The sequence below is a fragment of the Micromonospora sp. NPDC049282 genome, from assembly GCF_043197045.1.
Lineage (GTDB): Bacteria > Actinomycetota > Actinomycetes > Mycobacteriales > Micromonosporaceae > Micromonospora.
Genome location: NZ_JBICSL010000009.1, coordinates 224,861 through 246,947 on the forward strand (window position 1 = coordinate 224,861; position 22,087 = coordinate 246,947).

A 22,087-nucleotide genomic window follows, 5' to 3' on the forward strand; every position below is an offset into this window, starting at 1 on the left:
ACGAAGCACCAGCGCCACGACTCCCCCGGCTGGATCGACCGCATCACCGGGCGCCCGGCGGACTCGAAGTGCTACGTCCGGGGGTGATCACGCGGCCGGCCGCACCTTCGGCAGCACCTCGGCGCCGAACGCGTCGAGGAACGCCCGCTGCTCCTGCCCGACGTGGTGCAGCGCGATCTGGTCGAAACCCAGCTCCACGTACTCCTCCAGCCAGCCGACGTGCCGGCCCAGGTCGCTGGAGACGTTGACGGTGTCGGTGACCGTCGACATCGGCACGTCGGCGCTGGCCACGTCGAAGTGCTCGGGGGTCTCCAGGTCCCAGCAGACCGGCGGGGCGAAGACGTTGCTGCGCCACTGCTCGTACGCGATCGCCTCGGCCTCGGCCTGCTCGGGCGCCCAGCTCACGTGCACCTGGAGGTGCAGCGGGCCGCGCCCGCCCGCGTCCCGGTAGGCGTCGATCATCTGCCGGAGGTGGTCGACCGGCGCGTTGACCGTGATCAGCCCGTCGGCCCACTCGGCGCACCAGCGGGCGGTGGCGACGCTGACGGCGGCGCCGACCAGCGCGGGCGGCTCCTCGGGGCGGGTCCACAGCTTCGCCCGGTCCACGGTGACCAGCCCGTCGTGGCTGACCTCCTCGCCGGCCAGCAGCGCCCGGATCACGTCGACGCACTCGCGCAGCCGCGCGCCGCGGACGTCCTTGCGGGGCCAGACGTCGCCGGTGATGTGCTCGTTGCTCGCCTCGCCGGTGCCCAGCGCCGCCCAGAACCGCCCCGGGTACATGGCGCCGAGGGTGCCGATGGCCTGCGCGATGATCGCCGGGTGGTAGCGCTGGCCGGGCGCGTTGACCACGCCGAAGGACAGGTTGGTGGCCTGGAGCGCGGCGCCGAGCCAGGACCAGGCGAACCCGGACTGCCCCTGCCGCTCGCTCCACGGGGAGAAGTGGTCGGAGCACATGGCCGCGTCGAAGCCGGCGCGTTCGGCGTGGATCACCGCCGCCAGCAGCCGGGCGGGGTGGATCTGCTCATGGGATGCGTGGAAGCCGAACGCCGTCATGGGCAGCACTCCTACCCACCCCGCCGCGGATGTAAGCAGGGGCCCCCGCTCAACGCCTCCGGTAGAGGCGGGGGCCCCTCTCCACACCTCACTCGGCGTGCGCGCCGGCGCCCGCGCCGGCCTCGCCCTCGCCGATCCACACCGTCTTGGTGTTGCAGAACTCGCGCATGCCCAGGGCGGACAGCTCGCGGCCGTACCCGGAGTTCTTCACCCCGCCGAAGGGCAGCTCCGGATAGGACGTGGTCATGCCGTTGATGAACACGTTGCCGGCGTCCAGGTCGGTGGCGAAGCGCTCCTGCTCGGCGGGGTCGGTGGTCCAGGCGTTGGAGCCGAGGCCGAAGCTGGTGCCGTTGGCCACCTCGATCGCCTCGGCGTAGGAGCCGACCCGGTAGAGCCCGGCGACCGGCCCGAACACCTCCTCGCTCCACATCCGCATCTCCGGCCGCAGGTCGGTGACCACGGTCGGCGGGTAGTACCAGCCGTCACCGGACGGCTTCTCGCCGCCGCAGAGCACGGTGGCGCCCTGGTCGACGGCGTCGGTCACCTGGTCGTGCACCTCGTCCCGGCCGCGCTCGCTGGCCAGCGGCCCGACGTCGGTGTTCTCGTCCATCGGGTCGCCGACGCGCAACGCCGACATCCGGGCGGCGAACTTCTCGGCGAACGCGTCGAAGACGTCGGTGTGCACGATGAACCGCTTGGCCGCGATGCAGGACTGGCCGTTGTTCTGGCACCGGGCGGTGGTGGCGACCTCGGCGGCCTTGTCCAGGTCGGCCGAGGGCATCACCACGAACGGGTCGCTGCCGCCCAGTTCCAGCACGGTCTTCTTGATCTCCCGGCCGGCGATCTCGGCGATGGAACGGCCGGCCGGCTCGCTGCCGGTGAGCGTGGCGGCACGCACCCGTGGGTCGCTGAGCACGCGCTCCACCGCGTCGGAGCCGACCAGCAGCGTGGTGAACGCGCCCTCCGGGAAGCCGGCGCGGCGGAACACGTCCTCCAGGTAGAGGGCGGTCTGCGGCACGTTGGAGGCGTGCTTGAGCAGGCCGGTGTTGCCGGCCATCAGGGCCGGCGCGGCGAAGCGCATCACCTGCCAGAGCGGGAAGTTCCACGGCATCACCGCGAGCACCGGCCCGATCGGCTGGTAGCGGACGTACGCCCGCTTCGCCTTGACCGCCGCGGCGTCGACGGGCTCGTCGGCGAGCATCTCCGGCGCTTTCCCGGCGTAGAAGCGGCAGGCGGCGGCGCACTTGGTCACCTCCGCCTTCGCGGCCGCGAAGGTCTTGCCCATCTCGGTGGTCATCAGCCGGGCGGTCTCGTCCCGCTCGGCGTCGAGCAGGTCGGCGGCGGCGGTGAGCCACCGGGCCCGCTGCGCGACGGTGGTGTCGCGCAACTGCCGGAAGGCGAGGTCGGCCCGCTCGATCGCGGCGTCGATCTGCTCGTCCGACATCGCGTCGTACGTCTTGAGCACCTGTCCGGTGGCGGGATCGGTGGTGGCGATGGGCATGTCGTGCTCCTGTCACTCGAACAGCGAGTGCCGCACGCCCGGCTCCTCCCGGCGGCGGGCGGCGCGACGGCGCTGGATGACGACCAGATCGACCACGGCCACCACGGCGAGGATCGCGCAGACGACGCCCAGCCAGGCCAGGTCGGCGGCGAACGCGAACACCGCGAGGACGGTCATCACGACCAGGCCGAACAGGGCCAGCACGAGGCGCAGGTTCAGCGCGCTGTTCGCGTGGCCGACCGTGCCTCGGGCGCGGCGGGGCTGTGATCGGGTCATTCCACCGGGCTACCCCGGCACGGCCGGGGCTAACCGGTCGGGCCCCGGACGGCACCGCGCGCCCGGTGATCCGGGACACGGAACGGGTACGCGGCGGACGCGAACACCGGGTGGACGCGTTGGATCGTGCTGCCGGCCGAGGCGGAGATCCCGCGGCGGTGGAGAGGATGGCATGACCACGATGCAGGCGGGGCCCGTGACCGTCGCCGTGTCCCGGCGCGCCGACCCGGCGCGTACCGGGGAGATGGTGGCGTGGATGCGGGCCGGCACGGCGCTCGCGGAGAGCTTCCCGGGGTTCCTGGGCGCCGGCTTCGTGCGCAGCGCGCCCGGTTCCGGCGAATGGCACGTGATGTACCGCTTCGCCGACGCGGACACGTTGCACGGCTGGGAGGACTCGCCGCAGCGGCACTGGTGGCTGAGTTCGGCGCAGGGCATCGTCGAGCACACCCGGGTGGAGCGTCGCACCGGCATCGAGGGCTGGTTCGACCCGCCGGTGGACCACGTGGTGGAGACGTTCGGCGAGCCCGAGCCGGTCAGCGCGGTCGCGCCGCCGCGTTGGAAGCAGGCGGTCACCATCTGGCTGGCGTTCTTCCCGCTCAGCCTGACCGCCACGCTGCTGACCGCCCGGTTCGCCGCCGACGTGCCGCTCGCCGGCCGGACGCTGCTGATGACGCTCGTCCTCACCCCGCTGATGACCTATCTGGTGCTGCCCCGGATCACCCGGGCGCTGCACTGGTGGCTGCACGGCCGGCGGGCGCCCTGGCGGCGCTGACCACCGTTCGTCGCACACCCATGTGAACGACAGGTGTCGATGCAAGAAAGGCGACAGACTTCCCGTACCGGTGGTCGGAGCGCATAGGGTCGATCCGCCCCTGCGTGCCACCGGACGGAGGACCGCATGCCGCGACGGTGGATCGCCGCGCTCGCCTGTCTCGCGGCGCTTGTCGCGCTCGCCTGCGACGGCTCCGGCTCGGCGTCGCCCCGCCCCTCCGACTCGCCCCGCCCCGGTGCCCCTCGGGTGCTGACCGCGCTCGGCGACTCGGTCAGCACCGGCTTCGGCTCCTGCCTGGTGCTGGTGAGCTGCGAGCGCAACTCCTGGTCGACCGGGGACAGCCTGCGGGTGGAGAGCCTCTACCGCCGGCTGCGCACGGACGCGCCGGCGCTGCGGGCGTACAACCGGGCGGTGCCCGGCGCCCGCGCGGCCGGGCTCGCCGACCAGGCCCGAGCCGCGGTACGCGACAAGGCCGACCTGGTCACCGTGCTGATCGGGGCGAACGACGTCTGCCGCGGCGACGCCGACGCGATGACGCCGGTCGCCACGTTCCGCGACCAGGTCGACGCCGCGCTCACCGTGCTGCGCAAGGGCCGGCCCAAGGCCCGGGTGCTGGTGGTCAGCATCCCGGACCTGCACCGGCTCTGGGAGATCGGGCACACCGAGTCGCGCGCCGTCCGGGCCTGGTCGCGGGGCGTCTGCCCGGCGCTGCTGGCCGACGCCACGTCGACCGCGCCCGCCGCGACGGCCCGCCGGGCCCGCGTCAAGGAGCGGATCGAGGCGTACGACGACCAACTGCGCGCCGCCTGCCGGGCGTACGGGTCGCGCTGCCGCTGGGACGGCGGCGCGGTGCACCGCCACCGGTTCAGCCTGGACCAGGTGAACGCGCTGGACTGGTTCCACCCGAACGCGGCCGGGCAGGGCCGGCTGGCCGAGGTGGCCTGGAACGCCTCCGGCTGGGCCGACTGAGCCGGCCCGTCACGCCGGCCGGCCCGTCACACCCGCCGGACGGTCACGCCCGCCGGCGCGGGACGGCCACGCCCGGCGGCGCGAACCGGTCACGGCTGGCGCGGGCCGGGGATCTGTCGTGGGCCGACGGCGCGGTAGAGCGCGCGGGCCCGGTCGGCCAGTTCCTTGGTGGCGGAGGAGTTGGCCCAGGTGCCGAGGATGATCGCGGCGCCGGGGATGACCTTGGCGAACATCCGCTTGGCGGCGCGCACCCCGGCCATCCGGGCCAGCCGGACGCCGAGCTGGAGCATCACCCGGCCCAGCGCCCGGTTGCCGGCCGAGCCGAACAGCGCGCCGGCCCGTTCCCGACCGGCGGCCACGCCCAGCGCCAGCCGGGCGGCCTCGGCGGCCTTGTGCACCCGCTGGAGCACCAGCAGGTCGGTGGCCCGGTCGGGATTTGTCGGATCGGCGCCGTAGGCGGCCGCCACGTGCAGCACCAACCGGGCCTGGGTCCAGGCCAGCACGCCCACGTCGATCACGGCGCCGGGCAGCCCGGCGGCGCCGGAGACCGCGCCGGAGAGCCGGGCGTGGTTGACGAACTTGCGGACCGCCTGATCGGCGAGCTGCTCGGGCGGCACGTCCGGCCGTAGCGCCCGCTCCCGGGCCGCCCACTGCGCGGCCTCCGGGCCGAGCCGGCGTACCGCCTCGAGGGCCAGGTGCTCCGGCGCGTACTGGGGGTCCTCGCGCATCCGGTCCCACAGCGTGGCCGGGGGCCCTTCGGGCGCCTCGACCGGTGGGACCGGGGCGGCCGGGACGTTGGGTTCCCCGCCGTCGGGGGCGGGGTCGGTCACGGGACGCTCCGGGGTTCGTGCGGCGGGGGTGGACGGACCGGTCAGCGGCGGCGCGCCGAGGACAGGCGGGCGGCGATCTGCCGCAGCCGCGCCTGGTTCTGCGGCTTGGCCATCTCGCGCCGGCCACGGTCGACCAGCTGCTGGCCGCGCGGCGACCGCAGGAAGGTGGTGATCCGTTGCATCAGCGACATGGCGTCCTCCAGTCCGGGGTTCCCATCAATGTGTACCTGGAACCGGCAAGTCCCTGGTACCCGAACCGGCGCTCCGGCAACCGTCCGCTCCGCTCAGCCCAGGATCTCGGCCACCACCGTGCCCGCGCTCCACTCGTGCTGCGCGTACGCGTCGGGGAACGCCGAGATCTGCACCGCCTGGGCGGCGACGGACAGCGGCAGGTCCTCCCAGCCCGGGATCTCCTCCAGCGCGGACAGGAACGCCTTGGTCGCGTACTCGGGGTCCATCAGCTCCTCGACGGTGCCCCAGCCGCTGCTCGGCCGCTGCTGGAACAGCCCGACCGAGTCGTGGTCCCAGCCGATGGCCTGGTGCGGGTAGCTCTGCGACTCGGGCAGCACGCCGCTGGCGTAGTTGAGCAGGGTGCTCTCCTGCATCGCGGTGGCCACCGCGATGACCAGCCCGCGGCGCGGCACGCCCATCTCCTTGCCGGCCCGGACGATCTTGGTGGCGTTGTCCATCTGGACGCGGTTCAGGCCGGCGACCGGGACGATCCGGCGCGGCTTCGGTCTGGGCTTGACCGTGGCCTTCGGCTTCGGCTTCGGCTTGGCGGTGGGGGACGGGCTGGCGCTCGGGGTGGCCGGTGCGGTGCTCGGTCGGGCCAGGCTCCGCGAGGCGGCGTCGAGCGCCGCCCGCTCGGCGATCTCCGCCGTGGGGGCCGGCCTGGTGGGGCGGTCGGTGGCGCCGAAGCCCACCTGGCTGACGCCGACCAGGCCGAGGCAGCAGGCCGCGCCGGTGGCGACCACCAGCTTGGTGCGGCGGTTCACCGAACCCCGCAGGCGGGTACGCAGGGTGCCGGCGTTCCGCGGCGCGGAAGCGGTTGCCCGGTCGGTGAAGGGGGTACCGTCTGTCTGGTCGATGGAGGGGGCATCGTCCAAACGGTCAGCCGGGCGGCCAGGGCCATTCGGGTCGTCGAGGGTGCCGTCGTCACGCATCCGACGAGGCTAGACAGGGCAAACCGGGATCACCCAGGCCCAAAGGGTGGCCCTCGCCACAGTTCGGCCCGCACCAGTCGGACATCGCGGCGAGTGGACCCCCAGCACGGTGCCAACCTCGCGGAACGGTCGAACCTCCGGTCCGCCACGCGCCCGGTCCGCCGGGGCAGGAACGTCGCAGCCGCACCCGTCGCGGCCGGTGATCGACTAACTCACCCTTTCGGTCGACCCGGGATGGACCGGACGACCGGGGCGTGGCCGAATTGTGATCACCATCCGAGCACCGGACGGGTCCGTAACGGAATGGACCACGACCCCCGGTACGTTTGCCGAATCGGGGACGCCGTCGCGCGGCGCCTCCCCGTACGCGTCGACAGGGAGGACCCACCGGTGCTCGACCCACACGAGCTCTACGAACTCACCGACGAGCTGCCCGACCTCGGCCAGCCGGTGCTGATCCAGGCGCTCACCGGCTTCGTCGACGCGGGCAGCGCCACCCGGCTGGCCCGGGAGCAACTGCTCACCTCGCTGGACGCCCGGACGATCGCCCGCTTCGACGTCGACCAGATGTTCGACTACCGCTCCCGCCGGCCGGTGATGACCTTCGTCGAGGACCACTGGGCCGAGTACGACGCCCCGGAACTCGAGCTGCACCTGCTGCACGACGACGACGAGACGCCGTTCCTCCTGCTCACCGGCCCCGAGCCGGACCTGCAGTGGGAACGGTTCGTGGCCGCCGTCGCCGGGCTGTCGGCCCGCCTCGACGTCCGGCTCACCGTCGGGCTCAACTCGATCCCGATGGCCGTGCCGCACACCCGGCCCAGCGGCGTCACCGCGCACGCCACCCGGCCGGAGCTGATCGCCGGGCACGAGCCCTGGCTGCAGAAGGTCCAGGTTCCGGCCAGCGTCGGGCACCTGCTGGAATATCGGCTCGGCGAGCAGGGGCGCGACGCCCTGGGCTTCGCCGCGCATGTGCCGCACTACGTCGCCCAGACCGAGTACCCGGCCGCCGCGGAGGCGCTGCTCGCCGCCGTGTCCAAGGGCACCGGCCTGCTGCTGCCGCGCGACGGCCTGCGCACCGCGGCCGAGGCGATCCGGCTGGAGATCGACCGCCAGGTGGCCCAGACCGAGGAGGCGGCCACGCTGGTCCAGGCGTTGGAGGAGCAGTACGACGCGTTCGCCCGCGGGCGCGGCGAGAAGAACCTGCTCGCCGCCGAGACCGGCCCGCTGCCGACCGCCGACGAACTCGGCGCCGAGCTGGAGCGTTTCCTGGCCGAGCAGACCCACCCGGGCGACACCCCGGAACGCTGAGCGGGCGGGGCCGACCGGGATACGGCAGGCTGGAGACATGCGCCTGGCGACCTGGAACGTCAACTCGGTGAAGGCCCGCCTCCCCCGGCTGCTCGACTGGCTGGCCACCACGAAGCCCGACGTCGTCTGCCTGCAGGAGACGAAGTGCCCGGACGGGGCGTTCCCCGTCGCCGAGGTGGGCGAGTTGGGCTACGAGGTGGCCAGCCACAGCGACGGCCGGTGGAACGGCGTGGCCGTGCTGTCCCGCGTCGGGCTGGCCGACGTGGCGGTCGGCTTCCCCGGCGAGCCCGGCTTCCCCGAGCCCGAGGCCCGGGCCATCTCCGCCACCTGCGACGGCGTGCGAGTCTGGTCGGTGTACGTGCCGAACGGCCGCGCCACGGACGACCCGCACTACGCCTACAAGCTGGCCTGGTTCGCGGCGCTTCGCGACGCGCTGGAGCCGGAGGCGGCCGCCGGTCTCCCGCTCGCGGTCTGCGGCGACTTCAACGTGGCGCCGACCGACGCCGACGTCTGGGACCCGGCGCTGTTCGCCGCCTCCACCCACGTCACGCCGGCCGAACGAGCGGCCCTGGCCGCGCTGCGCGACCTGGGGCTCAGCGACGTGGTGCCCACCCCGATGAAGGGACCACACCCGTACACCTACTGGGACTACCGGGCCGGGATGTTCCACCAGAACAAGGGCATGCGGATCGACCTGGTGTACGCCACCGCGCCGTTCGCGGACGCGGTCCGCTCCGCGTACGTGGATCGGGAGGCCCGCAAGGGCAAGGGTCCCTCCGACCATGCCCCGATCGTGGTCGACGCCGACCTGGTGCCGACCGTCGAAGCGCTCTGAGTCGCCGTAGGGTGGACGGCATGGCAGTCGTGAAGATCAACGCGATCGACCTCCCGCCCGGCGCCGGCGAGGAGCTGGAGAAGCGGTTCGCCGCCCGGGCCGGCGCGGTGGAGAACTCCCCCGGCTTCCTCGGCTTCGAGCTGCTGCGCCCGGTCGCCGGAGAGACCCGCTACTTCGTCTACACCCGCTGGGAGACGGAGGAGGACTACCAGGCGTGGGCGCAGGGCCCGTCCCGCGCCGCGCACGCCGCGCCCGGTGGCGCCGAACCCCGCCAACCGGTGGCCACCGGCGCCACTCTCCTGGAGTTCGAGGTGGCCCTCCAGGTCCCCACCCCCTCTTGATCGACACCACTTCCCCGAACTGGCGACATCACCCGCCTTGATCAACACCACCTCGCCGAGGTGGCGGCATCACCCCCACCGGGACCACACCACTTCCCCGCAACGGAGTCGATCATCCCGTCCGACCGGCCCCAACCCCGCTTTGTCACCGCCAACTTCATGATCGACCGCGCCGACGTCGGGGCGGTCAGGGCTTCTGCAGCATGATCGACGCGTAGTGCGCATACCGCTCCAGGGCCCAGTCGAGCTGCGCGCAGGAGTGCAGGTCACGGCATTGCAGGCACCCGCCGGCCCGCCAGGGCCGATCAGCCGAGCGGGTCCAGTGGGCATTGACGATCCGGTGCGCCTCGAAGATTTCACGGGCCGCGGAGCCCGCACCCGGCTCGTCCATCGGCATGGCAGCACGACCCCTTCCCGACGGTCGCAATGAGGGCCCACCTGGGAGGCAGAGTCCATGCGTCGTGCTCCCCCAGGTGGGTAGGCGGCCGGGGACCCGGAGTTTGCCGAAACCAGAGAACCGACCGGGAAGGAACCTATTCCAACTTGTAGGAGCAGGTCAAGTCGACACAAGGGCAGATGATGAAACTTGCTGGATCAGGTTTCCGCGTGATCGAATTGGTCTGCCGAAATCAGGGGACCATCGGAGATCCATCCATGCCGACGGAGAGAGTCGACTACCGGCGCATCGCCAATGACATCGCCGCAAAGATCAAGTCCGGAGAGCTTGCACCGGGTGAGAAGCTTCCCTCCACTCGCGAGCTTGCCGACCAGTACGGCGTGCACATCTCCACCATCAACCGCTCGATGTCGATCCTGAAGGATCGCGAGATGGTTGAGGGGCAGCCCGGCAAGGGTGTCTATGTCGCCGAGGCCGAGTAGCCGTTCGCCAGAATCTGGACGGGGCGGTCAGCGCGCCAGGGAGGCGAAGACGATCACGTTGTCCTCGTAGCCGGTGCGACCGCCGAGCCACGTGCCACCGCAGGTGATCAGCCGCAGCTCCGCCGGGCCGGAGTCGCCGTACACCCGGGCGGCGGGCAGTTTCGCCTTGTCGAAGTACTCGACGGTGTCGACCTTGAACGTCACCACGCTGCGGTCCGCGCGGGTCACCTGGATCCGGGCGCCCGGCTTGAGTTGGCGCAGCCGGTAGAACACGGCCGGCCCGCTCTTGGTGTCGACGTGACCCACGATGATGGCCCGTCCGGGCTCCCCCGGCACCGCGCCCCGGTTGTACCAGCCGGTCTGGTCGGTCTCGGTCAGCGGCGGCACGTCCACCGAACCGTCCCGCGCCTGACCGACCGGGGTGACCGGCGCGGCCACCTTGATGGCCGGCACCGACAGGCGGACCGGCAGGCTGGCCGGCTTCCGGGCCGGCGCGGAGACCGAGGCCGGCGCGGGCGCGACCGCACTCGACCCCCCGGTCGAGGCGTCGGCGAAGTCGAACGGCCCGGCGGTGCGGCCGAGTCCGGCCCCGACGGCGAACACGCCGACCAGCACCAGCACCACGGCCATCGGCTTCGACCAGGGGCTCCGATGCCGCTGCCGTTCGGTCGGCGGAGCGGCGGGAGGCGACCCCGTGGGCGGTAAACCGGTGGGCGGTGGACCGGTGGGCGGTGGACCGGCCGGCCGGAACCGCACGGACGGCAGACCGGCCGGCGACGCGTGCCAGGGACGAGACGAGGCAGGCGGCGGCATCCAGGGCCGCGATCCGGCCGGCGGGGCGTGCCCCGGCCCGGAGCCGGCGGGCGTCTCGTCGACAGCCGGCGGCGGACTCCACGGCCGGGAGTAAGTGGATGGCCCGGAGGGCCCTGCGGACGACGCAGGTGCCGCACGCGGACCGGCGGGCGGGGCGGCGGCCGGGGGCAGGGCGAGAAAGGGCCAGCCGGAGCGCCGGGAGCCGGCGGGCGGCGGGGCGGAGTGGTCGGTCATGGCGTGACTCAGCGCCGGGCGGCGCCGGAGTTGCGGCGGGAGGCGGCCACGCCGAGCCCGGCGCCGACCACGGTCAGCGCCAGCCCGACCGGCACCAGCAGGCCACCGAGTCCGGTGCCAGCGGTGCCGCCGAAGCCGGTGGCCGGGCCGCGGCTGGGAAAGTGGCTGGGCGGGTGGCTCGGCGGCCGGGTGGGCTGCGCGCGCTTCACCACCTGGAGCATGGTGGACGCCGTCTCACCGCCCGGGCATTCGAGCTTGATCCGGTAGTTGCCGGGCCGGGTGCGCTCGTTCACCATCGGCGAGGCGGTGAGCAGGCCGCGTTGCGGCTGCACCTGGATCTTGCCGAAGGCGTCGGAGGCCACGATCGCGGGCACCGAGTTGTCGCGGCAACTGGCCCGGATGCCGACCAGGTAGCCCGGCTCCACCGTGCTCGGGGTGACCTCCACGAAGATCACGTCGGCCGGCGGCTGCTCGGGCACCGGCTCGGCGGCGCGCGGCGCGGCCTGGACGGGCACCGCGCCGAGCAGCGGGGCGGCACACGCGGCAACCGCGACCAGCAGCGCCGCACGTCCCCTGACTGACCCCATGACCCCTCCCGGCGTACGGGATGAATCCTCTCACCCCCGACCGCACCTCACATCCGATCGGCGCGTCGGTCGCGTAGGCTCGGGTCGCTGTGACCACCACCGACGTCCCCACCGCCCGCATCCGCACCTTCCATCCGCGTCGCGGGCGGATGAGCGAGCGGCAGCGCGACGCGCTGACCCGGCTCTGGCCCGCGTACGGCCTCCAGATCGCCGCCCTCGACGGGCCGTGCGATCCGACGGCGCTGTTCGGACGGCGGGCGCCGCTGGTGCTGGAGATCGGCTCCGGCATGGGCGACGCCACCGCCGCCATGGCGGCGGCCGACCCGAGCCGACACTATCTGGCGGTCGAGGTCCACACGCCGGGAATCGCCAACCTGCTGGAGCTGGTGGAGCGGCACCGGCTGGACAACGTCCGGGTCGCCGAGGGTGACGCGTTGGACCTGGTCCGGGCCATGCCGGAGGGCTGCCTGGACGCGGTGCACGTCTACTTCCCGGACCCGTGGCCGAAGACCCGGCACCACAAGCGGCGGATCATCCAGCCGGCGCACGTGGCGTTGCTGCGGTCCCGACTGGCGCCCGGCGGCACGCTGCACTGCGCCACCGACTGGGCCGAGTACGCCGAGTCGATGCGCCGGACGCTGACCGCCGACCCGGAGCTGGTCGACGTGCACGGCGGCTACGCGCCCCGCCCGGCGCACCGGCCGGTGACCAAGTTCGAGCGTCGGGCGCGGACCGCCGGCCGCGAGGTCTTCGACCTGATCCACCGGCGGCGCTGAACCCGGCGGCGCTGAACCCGGTTGGCGCGGCGGGGTGTGGCCCAGGCACGATGGGAGCCGCCATGACTCTCACCGCCGCGCTGCCGAAGACCGCCGACCCCGACACCCTCTACGACGCGTTCGCCTCCTGGGCGTCCGGGCGCGGTCTCGACCTCTACCCCCACCAGGAGGAGGCGGTCATCGAGATCGTCTCCGGCGCGAACGTGATCATGAATACGCCGACCGGCTCCGGCAAGAGCCTGGTGGCGATCGCGGCGCACTTCGCGGCGCTGGCCGACGACCGGACCAGCTTCTACACCGCGCCGATCAAGGCGCTGGTGTCGGAGAAGTTCTTCGCGCTCTGCGAGGTCTTCGGCGCGGAGAACGTCGGCATGCTCACCGGTGACGCCAGCGTCAACGCCGACGCCCCGATCATCTGCTGCACCGCGGAGATCCTGGCCAACCTGGCGCTGCGGGAGGGCCGCCGGGCCGACGTCGGCCAGGTGGTCATGGACGAGTTCCACTTCTACGCCGAGCCGGACCGCGGCTGGGCCTGGCAGGTGCCGATCATCGAGCTGCCGCAGGCCCAGTTCGTGCTGATGTCCGCCACGCTCGGCGACACCACCCGCTTCGTCGACGACCTGAGCCGGCGCACCGGGCGGCCGACCGCCGTCGTCCGCTCGGCCGAACGGCCGGTCCCGCTCCTCTTCTCGTACGCGACCACGCCGCTGCACGAGACCCTGGAAGAGCTGCTGGAGACCAAGCAGGCCCCGGTGTACGTGGTGCACTTCACCCAGGCCGCCGCACTGGAGCGCGCGCAGGCGCTGATGAGCGTCAACGTCTGCACCCGTGCCGAGAAGGACATGATCGCCACCGCGATCGGCAACTTCCGGTTCACCTCGGGCTTCGGCAAGACGCTGTCCCGGCTGGTCCGGCACGGCATCGGCGTGCACCACGCCGGCATGCTCCCGAAATACCGCCGCCTGGTGGAGACGCTCGCCCAGGCCGGCCTGCTCAAGGTCATCTGCGGCACCGACACGCTCGGCGTCGGCATCAACGTGCCGATCCGCACCGTGCTCTTCACCGGCCTGAGCAAGTACGACGGCATCCGGACCCGGCTGCTCAAGGCCCGCGAGTTCCACCAGATCGCCGGCCGGGCCGGGCGGGCCGGGTTCGACACCATCGGCCGGGTGGTGGTGCAGGCGCCCGAGCACGTGATCGAGAACGAGAAGGCGCTCGCGAAGGCGGGCGACGACCCGAAGAAGCGCCGCAAGGTGGTGAAGAAGAAGCCGCCGGAGGGCTCCATCGGCTGGGGCGAGCCGACGTTCCAGCGCCTGGTCGAGGCGGAGCCGGAGCCGCTCACGTCCAGCTTCCAGGTCAGCCACTCGATGCTGCTCAACGTGATCGGCCGGCCCGGCGACGCGTTCGCCTCGATGCGGCACCTGCTCACCGACAACCACGAGGACCCGGCCGCCCAGCGCCGGCACATCCGCCGGGCCGTCGCCATCTACCGGGCGCTGCGCGCCGGGGGCGTGGTCGAGGAGCTGCCCGAGCCGGACGAGACCGGCCGGCGGGTCCGCCTCACCGTCGACCTCCAGCTCGACTTCGCGCTCAACCAGCCGCTGTCGCCGCTCGCGCTGGCCACCATCGAGCTGCTCGACCGCGAGTCCCCGTCGTACGCGCTCGACGTGCTCAGCGTGATCGAGGCGATCCTGGACAACCCGCGGCAGATCCTCTCCGCGCAGCAGTTCAAGGCCCGCGGCGAGGCGGTCGCCGCGATGAAGGCCGAGGGCATCGAGTACGAGGCGCGCCTGGAGCTGCTCGACGAGGTGACCTGGCCGAAGCCGCTCGCCGAGCTGCTGACCGGCGCGTACGAGATGTACCGGCAGGGCCACCCGTGGGTCGCCGACCACGAGCTGGCCCCGAAGTCCGTGGTCCGGGACATGTACGAGCGGGCCATGACCTTCCCGGAGTACGTCCAGTTCTACGGGCTGTCCCGGTCCGAGGGCCTGGTGCTGCGCTACCTCGCGGACGCGTACAAGACCCTGCGACAGACCGTGCCGGAGGACGCCAAGACCGAGGAGCTGGTCGACCTCATCGAGTGGCTGGGCGAGCTGGTCCGCCAGGTCGACTCCAGCCTGATCGACGAGTGGGAGCGGCTGCGCAACCCGTCCGACGTGGCCGAGGTCGCCGCCTCACTGGACGACCGGCCGCCGGCGGTCACCCGCAACGCGCGGGCGTTCCGGGTGCTGGTGCGCAACGCGCTGTTCCGCCGGGTCGAGCTGGCCGCCCTGCGCCGCTGGGACCTGCTCGGCGAGTTGGACGCCGGGGACGGCTGGCACGCCGACGCGTGGGCGGACGCGCTGGAGCCGTACTTCGACGCGTACGACTCGATCGGGGTGGGGCCGGACGCGCGCGGGCCGGCGCTGCTGATGATCGAGCAGGGCCGGGAGCGGTGGACCGTACGCCAGATCCTGGACGACCCGGAGGGCGACCACGACTGGGGCATCAGCGCCGAGGTGGACCTCGCCGCCTCGGACGAGGTGGGCGCGGCGGTCATCCGGGTCACCGACGTCGGTCAGCTCTGACCCGGCCTTCCGTGACGACAGTCCGGCTGTCTCGTTGTTCCAGGAGCGAAGGCGCCGCCGCAGGGGGGTGCCCGTCGGTCGGTGAGGAGCAGGACAGGTGCGCGTCAGACGGCAGTTGACGGATCTACTGATCCGGCACACCCCACATCTCGTTGCCCTGGCCGGGTCGGTCCGCTTCAGCGTGCGCAACAGGACCCGTTGCAGGCTCCGGTACGAAGACGGCGACTGGATCTTCCGATACCCGGAGGGGACGGTGGTCAACACGTCGCTGATGCACACCCCACCCACCGCCGAGGACCGCGCCGCGGAGGACGTCTTCCTCCATGGCTACCGCCCCCGGCCGGGAGACACGGTGCTGGACGTCGGCGCCGGTGTGGGCAGCGAGGTGCGGCTCCTCTCCCGCCTGGTGGGCCCACAGGGCCGGGTGGTCGCCGTCGAGGGTCATCCCCGCACATTCCGCTGCCTGCGTCGCGCGGTCGCCCTGAACGGGCTGTCGAACGTCACGCTCGTGTCGTGCGCAGTCGTCGACGAGCCGGGCACGGTACGCCTGGACGAGCACGACCAGACGCACCTTCGCAACGCGTTGACCAGCGACGGGACGGATGGGGTCGAGGTGCCGGGGCGTACCCTCGCCGAGATCATCTCTACCCTCGGTCTGGATCGGGTCGACCTGCTCAAGATGAACATCGAGGGCGCGGAGCTGCCCGCGCTGCGCGGCTCGTCGGATGCCCTCCGCCACGTCCGGAACCTTGCGGTCTCCTGCCACGACTTCCTGGCCGAGGAGCCGGGCCGGGAGTGGCAGCGCACCTTCAAGGGCGTGACCGAGCTGCTCCGCGAGGCCGGCTATTCCATTCGCACCCGTCCCGACGATCCCCGTCCCTGGGTGCCCTACTACGTCTACGCGTCCCGCCCCGCGCTGGTGGGCAACCGACCGTAGGGCTGCTCGGTCCGGTCCACCGAGGCGGATGACGCCTTGTGCCACAGGCACCGGCCGGCCTGCGACAGGCTCGGACGGCGACCGCCGCCCGGACTACGCCTCGGCTCGACCGCCCTCACCGCCGGGCCCCAGCTCGTCGGCGTCGACGACGGTGGATCCGCCGTCGTCGAAGGTCACCGACGCGCGGCCGTCCGGCCGGACCTGTACGGTGCCGATTCTCCCGTCGCGGGTCCGCACCACCGCCCGGGGCGGCTCGGGCGGAGCGTCGGAGAACCGGGCCGGCACGGCGGGGATCGGCGGGGCCCCGGTCGGCGCGAACCCGCTGATCCGCACGATGCTCCGGCCGGCGAACGACACGTAGAGCGCCGGGTCGGCCGGGTCGGAGATCCGGTCGTAGTAGCAGTTGGCCGGCCGACCCCGCAGCGCGCCGGTGTCGAGCAGGCGGGTCCACGTCGTGCCGTCGGCGGTCGTGAACGCGCCGGCGAGGCCGACGGCGAAGCGCCGACCCGGATCGGTGGAATCGAACTGCATGTCGTTGAGGACGGCGCCGTAGTGGTCGCCCTGGCCGTCGGCGTCCTCGTCCCGGTCGACCTCGATCCGGCCGCCGCAGGTGAGCATCCGCTCCAGGGCGGCGTCGACCTGCCAGGTGACACCGCCGTCGTCGGAGCGCCGCACGTGGTCGCTGTCCAGCAGGTAGAGCAGGCTCGGCCGGTACGGGTCGACGAAGAACCGGCGGGCCTTGTCGGCGCCCCCGCCGGGGACGAGCTGCTGCCAGGCCGGCATTCCCTCGGTCCACTTCCAGAGCCGGCGCGCGGAGTCGCCGCCGACGTGGAACACCGTGTCGCGGTGCCCGCCGGAGGCCTGCACGACGCCGACTGTCGGGTCCGGCAGGAACGGCCCCTGTTGGGTGAACGGCCCGCTCGGGCCGGCGCCGAGGCCGGGGATGACGAAGAGCGGGCGGGGCCGGAACGTGCCGTCACCCTTGTTGACCGCGACCAGGACGCCGGCCTCGCCGAAGCCGACGAGGTCGGCGTGCCCGGCGCTGGTCACGTCCGCGACCAGGCGCGGGTGCCGCTCGACCCGCCAGCCACCGGCGTCGTAGCCGAAGTCGGCGAGGGCCGGCGTGGGCGTGAACGCGAAGCTGCCGTCGCCGTTGCTGCGAGCGGTGTAGACCCCGGCGTCGCCGAACCCGACGATGTCGGCCTTTCCGTCCCCGGTCAGGTCCGCCAGGAACCGGGGGTGCTTCTCCATTCGCCAGCCCGAGTTGTAGCCGAGATCGGCGAGCACGAACCGCGGGGCGGCGAACGTGCCGTCGCCGTTGTTCAACGCCACCCACACCCCGTCGTCACCGAACCCGACGATGTCCGCCTTCCCGTCCCCGGTCACGTCCACCGCGAAGCGCGGATGCCGGTCCACCCGCCAACCGCCGGCCTGCGGCCCGAACCCGGCGACCGCCGGCACCGGAGTGAACGCGAACGTGCCGTCGCCCTGGCTCAGCGCCACGTACACCCCGGCGTCGCCGAACGCCACGATGTCGGCCTTGCCGTCCCCGGTCAGATCCGCGAGGACCCGGATGTGCTTCTCCACCCGCCAGCCCGAGTTGTAGCCGAGATCGGCGAGCACGAACCGCGGCGGCGCGAACGTGCCGTCGCCGTTGTTCAACGCCACCCACACCCCGTCGTCACCGAACCCCACCACGTCCGCCCGACCGTCACCTGTCACGTCCGCCGCGAACCGGGGATGCCGGTCCACCCGCCAGCCACCCTCGGCGTACCCGAACCCGGGCACCGCCGGCACCGGAGTGAACGCGAACGAGCCGTCGCCCTGGCTCAACGCCACATACACCCCGGCGTCGCCGAACGCCACGATGTCGGCCTTCCCGTCCCCGGTCAGGTCGGCGAGCACCCGGACATGCTTCTCCACCCGCCAACCCGCGTCGTAGCCCAGGTCGGCCAGGACGAACCGGGGGTCGGCGAACGAGCCGCCGGACGTGCTCAACGCCGTCCACACGCCCGCGTCGCCGAAGCCCACGATGTCGGCGTGGCCGTCCGCCGTCAGGTCCGCGAGCAGGCGCGGATGCCGGTCCACCCGCCACCCGCCGGGCGTGTCCCAGTCCGTGCGCTTCTTCACGTCGCGGAGGTTCCGCACGCGCAGCAGGACGGCCAGGTTGTCCGGGAAGGTGCCCAGGTCGGGCGAGGAGAAGTTGCCGAAGAAGCGGATGAAGACGTGGTCGTCGGGCTGCGGCGGATCGCCCGGCAGGTCGAGCACGACCGGTCGGTACCCGCGGATGACGAACGGACTGCTCGCGTTCCAGATCCTCGAACCCGGCCGTAGCGGCGGACCGGGGATCATCTGCCGCCGCGCCGTGCTGGTCACGTCGGGCAGCTCACCGTCGGCAGCCCCGTACAGGGCCAGGGTCTGCCCTGTGCCGCCGACGGCGAGCCCGCCGTCGGTGTTCCAGCGCGGGGTGAGGACCAGCATCTGCGACGGCCGCAGCGGGTCGGCGAAGGAGCAGTCGTTGTCGCCGCCGCCGTAGTCCTGCGGCCGCCACGTCCGCCCGCCGTCGGGTGAGGCGAAGCCGTCGTTGTCGCCGGTGTTGAGCGAGATCACCGGGCCCCGGCCCGGCAGCGCGAGCCCGGCGATGTTCACCACCGACAGCGTGCTGATGCTGCCCGCGGCGTGGACGTGCCGACCACCGTCGGTGCTGCGGAAGATGCCGCCGTCGCTCGCCAACCAGACCGTGCCGGCGGTCGGCGTGTACGACCCGTCCCGGAACGTGGCCGCGAAGTCGCCGGACAGAAAGATGCCGTGCAGGTCGACGTGGGCGTGCTGGCCGTCGTCGAGCTCCTGCCAGTCGGCGGCGGAGGCGGGGTCGAGCGGCGCGGCGAACACCTTGGCGCGCTGCGGCCCGTAGAACAGCACCTCGCCACGGCCGGGCCGGGTGGCCGCGACGAACACGTTGCCGCTGAACTGCTGGCCCAGGGTCGGCAGCGGCACCGGGGCCCACTGCGACACGCCCGTCTGCGCGAACCGCGAGTAGTCGCCTCGCCACAGCTGAGGCGGGACCAGGTTGGCGTTCCCGGTGGCGAACACCTCCAGCGGCGAGCGTGGCGACACCACCATGACCCGCTCGTTCGGTGCGTTGAACAGGCCGGTGGCACCGCCGACGGTGGCCGGGACTCCGCCGGCGTCGGGCACCCAGGTGGTCCCGGCGTCGACGGAGACGAAGACCTTCCCGTCGGTGAGCGCGTACACGATCGGGGGTCGGAGGCTGCCGGCGGGCGTCTCGGCGACCGCCACGTGGTTGACCGGTTGGAGGTCGCCGGCCGGTCGGCGCAGGACGTCGGTGAACGTCGCCCCGCCGTCGGTGCTGACGGCGAGTGAGCTGCCGCCGGCGGCGTAGACCAGGTCCGCGGTGCCGGGCGCCCAGACGAGCTGGCCGGCGCCACCCAGCCGCGCCGCACCGCGGGCGCGGGGGAACGCGTGTACGCGGGACCAGGTCGCGCCCCGGTCGCTCGATCGCCACACGCCGGCGTCCTGCGTCTCCCGGTCGCTCTGCGCCAGCGCGAGGACGGTCGCCCCGGCGCCGAAGTTGGGCAGCACGAATCGGGGCGGGTCGAAGCCGGTTCCGTTGGCGAGGCTGACGTAGACGCCGGCGTCGCCGAAACCGACGACGTCGGCGCGGCCGTCACCGGTCACGTCGACCAGGAACCGGGGATGTTTCTCCACCCGCCAGCCCTGGTCGTAGCCGAAGTCGGCGACCACCAGTTGGCGGGGTGCGAACGTACCGTCGCCGTTGTTGCGGGCGAGGTGCACGCCGGCGTTGCCGAAGCCGACGAGGTCGGCGTGCCCGGCGCTGGTCACGTCGGCGACCAGGCGCGGGTGCCGCTCGACCCGCCAGCCGCCGGCGTTGTAGCCGAAGTCGGCGAGGGTGGGCGTCGGGATGAACGCGAAGCTGCCGTCGCCGTTGCTGCGAGCGGTGTAGACGCCGGTGTCGCCGAAGGCGACGATGTCGGCCTTGCCGTCCCCGGTGAGGTCCGCCAGGAACCGGGGATGCTTCGCCACCCGCCAACCCGAGTCGTAGCCGAGATCGGCGAGCACGAACCGCGGGGCGGCGAACGTGCCGTCGCCGTTGTTCAACGCCACCCACACCCCGTCGTCACCGAACCCGACGATGTCCGCCTTCCCGTCCCCGGTCACGTCCACGGCGAACCGGGGATGCCGATCGACGCGCCAGCCACCGGCCTGCGCCCCGAACCCGGCCACCGCCGGCACCGGCGTGAACGCGAAACTCCCGTCCCCCTGGCTCAGCGCCACATAGACACCGGCGTCGCCGAACGCCACGATGTCGGCCTTGCCGTCCCCGGTCAGATCCGCGAGGACCCGGATGTGCTTCTCCACCCGCCAGCCCGAGTGGTAACCCAGATCCGCCAGCACGAACCTCGGCGGCGCGAACGTGCCGTCGCCGTTGTTCAACGCCACCCACACGCCGTCGTCACCGAAGCCCACGACGTCCGCCCGACCGTCACCTGTCACATCCGCCAGGAACCTCGGGTGCCGGTCCACCCGCCAACCGCCGGCCTCCGCCCCGAAGTCCGCCGACAGCAGCCGGGGCGCGGCGAACGTACCGTCGGATCCGCTCGTCGCCGTCCACACGCCGGTGTCGCCGAAGCCGACGATGCCGGCGCCGGGTTGCGCGGAGATCCGGCCCAGCAGGCGGGGGTTGCGTGCGCCGGACCAGTGCGCCACGTCCGGTGCGACGGCGATCGAGGTGACGCAGTAGCCGCCGATCGCGCCCGGCACGCCGAACTGGCCGGCGGCCGGCTCGGGCCACCCGACCTGCGACCACGACTCGCCGCCGTCCTCGGAGACCCAGAGGTCGCTGGAGAAGGACCCGGCGAAGACCAGCCGGCCGTCGTCGGAACTGTCGAGCGAGAGCATCCGCCCGGTGGTGAACTGCCCCGACTTGCGGTGCGGCGTGTTGGACCGGGTGGGACCGACGTCGTCGATCGTGGTCATGACGACCTCACCGGGCCGGAGCCGTCCGGCGCCACTCCAGCCCGGCGGAGACGGCGCACCCGGCGGAGAGCACGAACAGGCCGGCGACCAGCAGCCACTCGACCGTCCCGTCGTGGTTGTCGGGCTCGATGCCGAACGCCTCGAGCCAGTCCTTCCAGAACAGCGTCAGCACGAACAGCGCGCCGAAGAGCGACGCGGAGACGATCTCGGCCCAGAACCGGGTCCGGAACCTGCGGTGCGGAGGCTTCATGGGGTGCTCCTCGACGTCGTCCGGCCAGGTCAACCGGGGGCTGACGGCGCTCAGCGTAGGCCCGCGCCGCGCCCGGTGCCGTCGGCTGAACGACAGCGCCGGAGAACGTGCGCCATCCGCACGCCCAAGTCCGCCGACACCCTGGGCGATGTCAGACCCGTCGATTAGAATGTATGTACTAAACGAGCTGTTGACCTGGGAGGATGCTCGTGACTGCGCCCACCTCCGCTGCCCCTGTCACCCCCTACGCCACCCTTCTCGGGTTCACCCGCTACGTGGACCGCACCGGCCCCACCAAGGCCACCTTCGTCGGCGGCCTGCGCCGGCAGCGGGCGAGCCGGCACGGCTTCAACCCGCACGGCCAGTTCGTCAAGGCGCTCAAGGCCGACGTCGCGTTCCACACCGGCGGCACCCACCTGGCCCAGGTGGCCGACCTGGTCAAGCCGCGCTGGCGCCCGCTCTACGAGGCGCTCGTGCCGGGCGCGACCCGCTGGCTGGAATCGCTCGGCGAGCCGGCCGGCGTCGACCTGGTCCAGGCCCGTGATGCCCTGGCGATGCTGGGCGACCTGCCCGTGAAGATCAACCCGCAGTTCGGCGTGCGCTTCGCCGACGGCCGGGCCGAGGCGATCCGGCTGCACTTCGACGAGGCGCCGCCGAGCGAGGAGGCCACCCTGGCCACGCTGCACCTGATGGCCCGACACATGGACGCCGTGCTTCCGCACGCCGAGCCGGTGCTGGTCGACGTGCGGCGCGGCGAGGCGCACCGGATGCCCGCCGACGCCAAGCCCCAACAGATCGAGCAGTGGCTGGCCGGCGAGGCCGCCGCGTTCCGCGCCATCTGGTCCACCGCCGCCTAGCGCGGCGCCAGGCGCGCTGATTCACGGGAGTAGTTCCATCTTGTTTGGGCTGGTGGGGTGGGGTTGACGGTGGGGTGTCTGGTAGTTGGTGGGCTGGTCGGGGGGTGGTTGATCTTC

The 22,087-nt window shown here is 72.9% G+C and carries 21 protein-coding genes; 10 read left to right on the top strand and 11 right to left on the bottom strand.

Going from position 1 to position 22,087, the window contains the following annotated elements:
* Positions 1-87: 87 nt before the first annotated feature.
* From ACGFI2_RS17230 to ACGFI2_RS17240, 3 genes are all read right to left on the bottom strand, one after another.
* Complete coding sequence (locus ACGFI2_RS17230) at positions 88-1,053, bottom strand: TIGR03885 family FMN-dependent LLM class oxidoreductase (protein ID WP_393517543.1); 966 nt, start codon at positions 1,051-1,053, stop codon at positions 88-90.
* Positions 1,054-1,141: 88 nt separating this feature from the next.
* Positions 1,142-2,554: an NADP-dependent succinic semialdehyde dehydrogenase gene (locus tag ACGFI2_RS17235; RefSeq protein WP_393517546.1), complete on the bottom strand. Its 1,413-nt coding sequence runs from the start codon at positions 2,552-2,554 to the stop codon at positions 1,142-1,144.
* A gap of 12 nt (positions 2,555-2,566) precedes the next feature.
* Positions 2,567-2,830: a DUF6343 family protein gene (locus ACGFI2_RS17240; protein WP_393517549.1), complete on the bottom strand. Its 264-nt coding sequence runs from the start codon at positions 2,828-2,830 to the stop codon at positions 2,567-2,569.
* A gap of 172 nt (positions 2,831-3,002) precedes the next feature.
* Between ACGFI2_RS17240 and ACGFI2_RS17245 the strand changes: the two genes are divergently transcribed.
* A complete protein-coding gene (locus ACGFI2_RS17245; RefSeq protein WP_393517552.1) occupies positions 3,003-3,602 on the top strand; it encodes an antibiotic biosynthesis monooxygenase in 600 nt (199 codons plus the stop codon).
* A gap of 126 nt (positions 3,603-3,728) precedes the next feature.
* Positions 3,729-4,571 carry a GDSL-type esterase/lipase family protein gene (locus ACGFI2_RS17250; protein ID WP_393517555.1) on the top strand — a complete coding sequence of 281 codons (843 nt, stop codon included), beginning with the start codon at positions 3,729-3,731 and terminating at the stop codon, positions 4,569-4,571.
* Between the two features lie 89 nt (positions 4,572-4,660).
* On the opposite strand, the gene ACGFI2_RS17255 is transcribed toward ACGFI2_RS17250, so the two are convergent.
* From ACGFI2_RS17255 to ACGFI2_RS17265, 3 genes are all read right to left on the bottom strand, one after another.
* Positions 4,661-5,401, bottom strand: coding sequence for an EcsC family protein (locus ACGFI2_RS17255; protein ID WP_393517558.1), 741 nt, complete (start codon positions 5,399-5,401; stop codon positions 4,661-4,663).
* Positions 5,402-5,442: 41 nt separating this feature from the next.
* Positions 5,443-5,592, bottom strand: a complete 150-nt coding sequence (locus ACGFI2_RS17260; protein ID WP_393517561.1) for a hypothetical protein — start codon at positions 5,590-5,592, stop codon at positions 5,443-5,445.
* 93 nt (positions 5,593-5,685) lie between these two features.
* Complete coding sequence (locus ACGFI2_RS17265) at positions 5,686-6,564, bottom strand: peptidase M23 (protein WP_393517564.1); 879 nt, start codon at positions 6,562-6,564, stop codon at positions 5,686-5,688.
* Between the two features lie 390 nt (positions 6,565-6,954).
* Here ACGFI2_RS17265 and ACGFI2_RS17270 point away from each other — a divergent pair, with 390 nt between their 5' ends.
* The 3 genes from ACGFI2_RS17270 to ACGFI2_RS17280 are packed head-to-tail and all read left to right on the top strand — an operon-like array spanning position 6,955 to position 9,051.
* A complete protein-coding gene (locus ACGFI2_RS17270; RefSeq protein WP_393517567.1) occupies positions 6,955-7,875 on the top strand; it encodes a proteasome assembly chaperone family protein in 921 nt (306 codons plus the stop codon).
* Positions 7,876-7,912: 37 nt separating this feature from the next.
* Positions 7,913-8,710 carry an exodeoxyribonuclease III gene (locus tag ACGFI2_RS17275; RefSeq protein ID WP_393517570.1) on the top strand — a complete coding sequence of 266 codons (798 nt, stop codon included), beginning with the start codon at positions 7,913-7,915 and terminating at the stop codon, positions 8,708-8,710.
* 20 nt (positions 8,711-8,730) lie between these two features.
* The gene (locus ACGFI2_RS17280; protein ID WP_393517573.1) at positions 8,731-9,051 is read left to right on the top strand and encodes an antibiotic biosynthesis monooxygenase family protein; all 321 of its coding nucleotides are present in this window, start codon (positions 8,731-8,733) and stop codon (positions 9,049-9,051) included.
* Positions 9,052-9,238: 187 nt separating this feature from the next.
* On the opposite strand, the gene ACGFI2_RS17285 is transcribed toward ACGFI2_RS17280, so the two are convergent.
* Positions 9,239-9,448, bottom strand: coding sequence for a hypothetical protein (locus ACGFI2_RS17285; protein ID WP_393517576.1), 210 nt, complete (start codon positions 9,446-9,448; stop codon positions 9,239-9,241).
* Between the two features lie 209 nt (positions 9,449-9,657).
* On the opposite strand from ACGFI2_RS17285, the gene ACGFI2_RS17290 reads away from it, so the two are divergent.
* A complete protein-coding gene (locus tag ACGFI2_RS17290) occupies positions 9,658-9,930 on the top strand; it encodes a winged helix-turn-helix domain-containing protein (protein ID WP_393517579.1) in 273 nt (90 codons plus the stop codon).
* Positions 9,931-9,957: 27 nt separating this feature from the next.
* On the opposite strand, the gene ACGFI2_RS17295 is transcribed toward ACGFI2_RS17290, so the two are convergent.
* Together ACGFI2_RS17295 and ACGFI2_RS17300 are read right to left on the bottom strand one after the other, a co-directional pair.
* Positions 9,958-10,560, bottom strand: a complete 603-nt coding sequence (locus ACGFI2_RS17295) for a class F sortase (RefSeq protein ID WP_393517582.1) — start codon at positions 10,558-10,560, stop codon at positions 9,958-9,960.
* A gap of 425 nt (positions 10,561-10,985) precedes the next feature.
* A complete protein-coding gene (locus ACGFI2_RS17300) occupies positions 10,986-11,564 on the bottom strand; it encodes a hypothetical protein (RefSeq protein ID WP_393517585.1) in 579 nt (192 codons plus the stop codon).
* Between the two features lie 89 nt (positions 11,565-11,653).
* Between ACGFI2_RS17300 and trmB the strand changes: the two genes are divergently transcribed.
* The 3 genes from trmB to ACGFI2_RS17315 all read left to right on the top strand — a co-directional run bounded on the left by trmB (position 11,654) and on the right by ACGFI2_RS17315 (position 15,844).
* On the top strand, positions 11,654-12,340 hold the full coding sequence (trmB, locus tag ACGFI2_RS17305; protein WP_393517587.1) for a tRNA (guanosine(46)-N7)-methyltransferase TrmB: 687 nt from the start codon (positions 11,654-11,656) through the stop codon (positions 12,338-12,340).
* Between the two features lie 62 nt (positions 12,341-12,402).
* Positions 12,403-14,907 carry a DEAD/DEAH box helicase gene (locus tag ACGFI2_RS17310; protein ID WP_393517590.1) on the top strand — a complete coding sequence of 835 codons (2,505 nt, stop codon included), beginning with the start codon at positions 12,403-12,405 and terminating at the stop codon, positions 14,905-14,907.
* Positions 14,908-15,160: 253 nt separating this feature from the next.
* On the top strand, positions 15,161-15,844 hold the full coding sequence (locus ACGFI2_RS17315; protein WP_393517593.1) for an FkbM family methyltransferase: 684 nt from the start codon (positions 15,161-15,163) through the stop codon (positions 15,842-15,844).
* Positions 15,845-15,937: 93 nt separating this feature from the next.
* Here the strand turns inward: ACGFI2_RS17315 and ACGFI2_RS17320 are convergent, their stop codons facing one another.
* On the bottom strand, positions 15,938-20,863 hold the full coding sequence (locus tag ACGFI2_RS17320) for an FG-GAP-like repeat-containing protein (protein WP_393517595.1): 4,926 nt from the start codon (positions 20,861-20,863) through the stop codon (positions 15,938-15,940).
* A 7-nt stretch (positions 20,864-20,870) separates the two neighbouring features.
* Positions 20,871-21,113, bottom strand: coding sequence for an ABC transporter permease (locus ACGFI2_RS17325; protein ID WP_393517598.1), 243 nt, complete (start codon positions 21,111-21,113; stop codon positions 20,871-20,873).
* Between the two features lie 209 nt (positions 21,114-21,322).
* On the opposite strand from ACGFI2_RS17325, the gene ACGFI2_RS17330 reads away from it, so the two are divergent.
* Complete coding sequence (locus tag ACGFI2_RS17330) at positions 21,323-21,970, top strand: hypothetical protein (protein WP_393517601.1); 648 nt, start codon at positions 21,323-21,325, stop codon at positions 21,968-21,970.
* Positions 21,971-22,087 lie beyond the last annotated feature (117 nt).

What these genes read in the sequence shown, in the direction of transcription:
- ACGFI2_RS17230 (WP_393517543.1), bottom strand. Translation starts at nt 1,053, where the DNA reads ATGACGGCGTTCGGCTTCCACGCATCCCATGAGCAGATCCACCCCGCC.
- ACGFI2_RS17235 (WP_393517546.1), bottom strand. Translation starts at nt 2,554, where the DNA reads ATGCCCATCGCCACCACCGATCCCGCCACCGGACAGGTGCTCAAGACG.
- ACGFI2_RS17240 (WP_393517549.1), bottom strand. Translation starts at nt 2,830, where the DNA reads ATGACCCGATCACAGCCCCGCCGCGCCCGAGGCACGGTCGGCCACGCG.
- ACGFI2_RS17245 (WP_393517552.1), top strand. Translation starts at nt 3,003, where the DNA reads ATGACCACGATGCAGGCGGGGCCCGTGACCGTCGCCGTGTCCCGGCGC.
- ACGFI2_RS17250 (WP_393517555.1), top strand. Translation starts at nt 3,729, where the DNA reads ATGCCGCGACGGTGGATCGCCGCGCTCGCCTGTCTCGCGGCGCTTGTC.
- ACGFI2_RS17260 (WP_393517561.1), bottom strand. Translation starts at nt 5,592, where the DNA reads ATGTCGCTGATGCAACGGATCACCACCTTCCTGCGGTCGCCGCGCGGC.
- ACGFI2_RS17265 (WP_393517564.1), bottom strand. Translation starts at nt 6,564, where the DNA reads ATGCGTGACGACGGCACCCTCGACGACCCGAATGGCCCTGGCCGCCCG.
- ACGFI2_RS17275 (WP_393517570.1), top strand. Translation starts at nt 7,913, where the DNA reads ATGCGCCTGGCGACCTGGAACGTCAACTCGGTGAAGGCCCGCCTCCCC.
- ACGFI2_RS17280 (WP_393517573.1), top strand. Translation starts at nt 8,731, where the DNA reads ATGGCAGTCGTGAAGATCAACGCGATCGACCTCCCGCCCGGCGCCGGC.
- ACGFI2_RS17285 (WP_393517576.1), bottom strand. Translation starts at nt 9,448, where the DNA reads ATGCCGATGGACGAGCCGGGTGCGGGCTCCGCGGCCCGTGAAATCTTC.
- ACGFI2_RS17295 (WP_393517582.1), bottom strand. Translation starts at nt 10,560, where the DNA reads ATGGCCGTGGTGCTGGTGCTGGTCGGCGTGTTCGCCGTCGGGGCCGGA.
- ACGFI2_RS17300 (WP_393517585.1), bottom strand. Translation starts at nt 11,564, where the DNA reads ATGGGGTCAGTCAGGGGACGTGCGGCGCTGCTGGTCGCGGTTGCCGCG.
- ACGFI2_RS17310 (WP_393517590.1), top strand. Translation starts at nt 12,403, where the DNA reads ATGACTCTCACCGCCGCGCTGCCGAAGACCGCCGACCCCGACACCCTC.
- ACGFI2_RS17320 (WP_393517595.1), bottom strand. Translation starts at nt 20,863, where the DNA reads ATGACCACGATCGACGACGTCGGTCCCACCCGGTCCAACACGCCGCAC.
- ACGFI2_RS17325 (WP_393517598.1), bottom strand. Translation starts at nt 21,113, where the DNA reads ATGAAGCCTCCGCACCGCAGGTTCCGGACCCGGTTCTGGGCCGAGATC.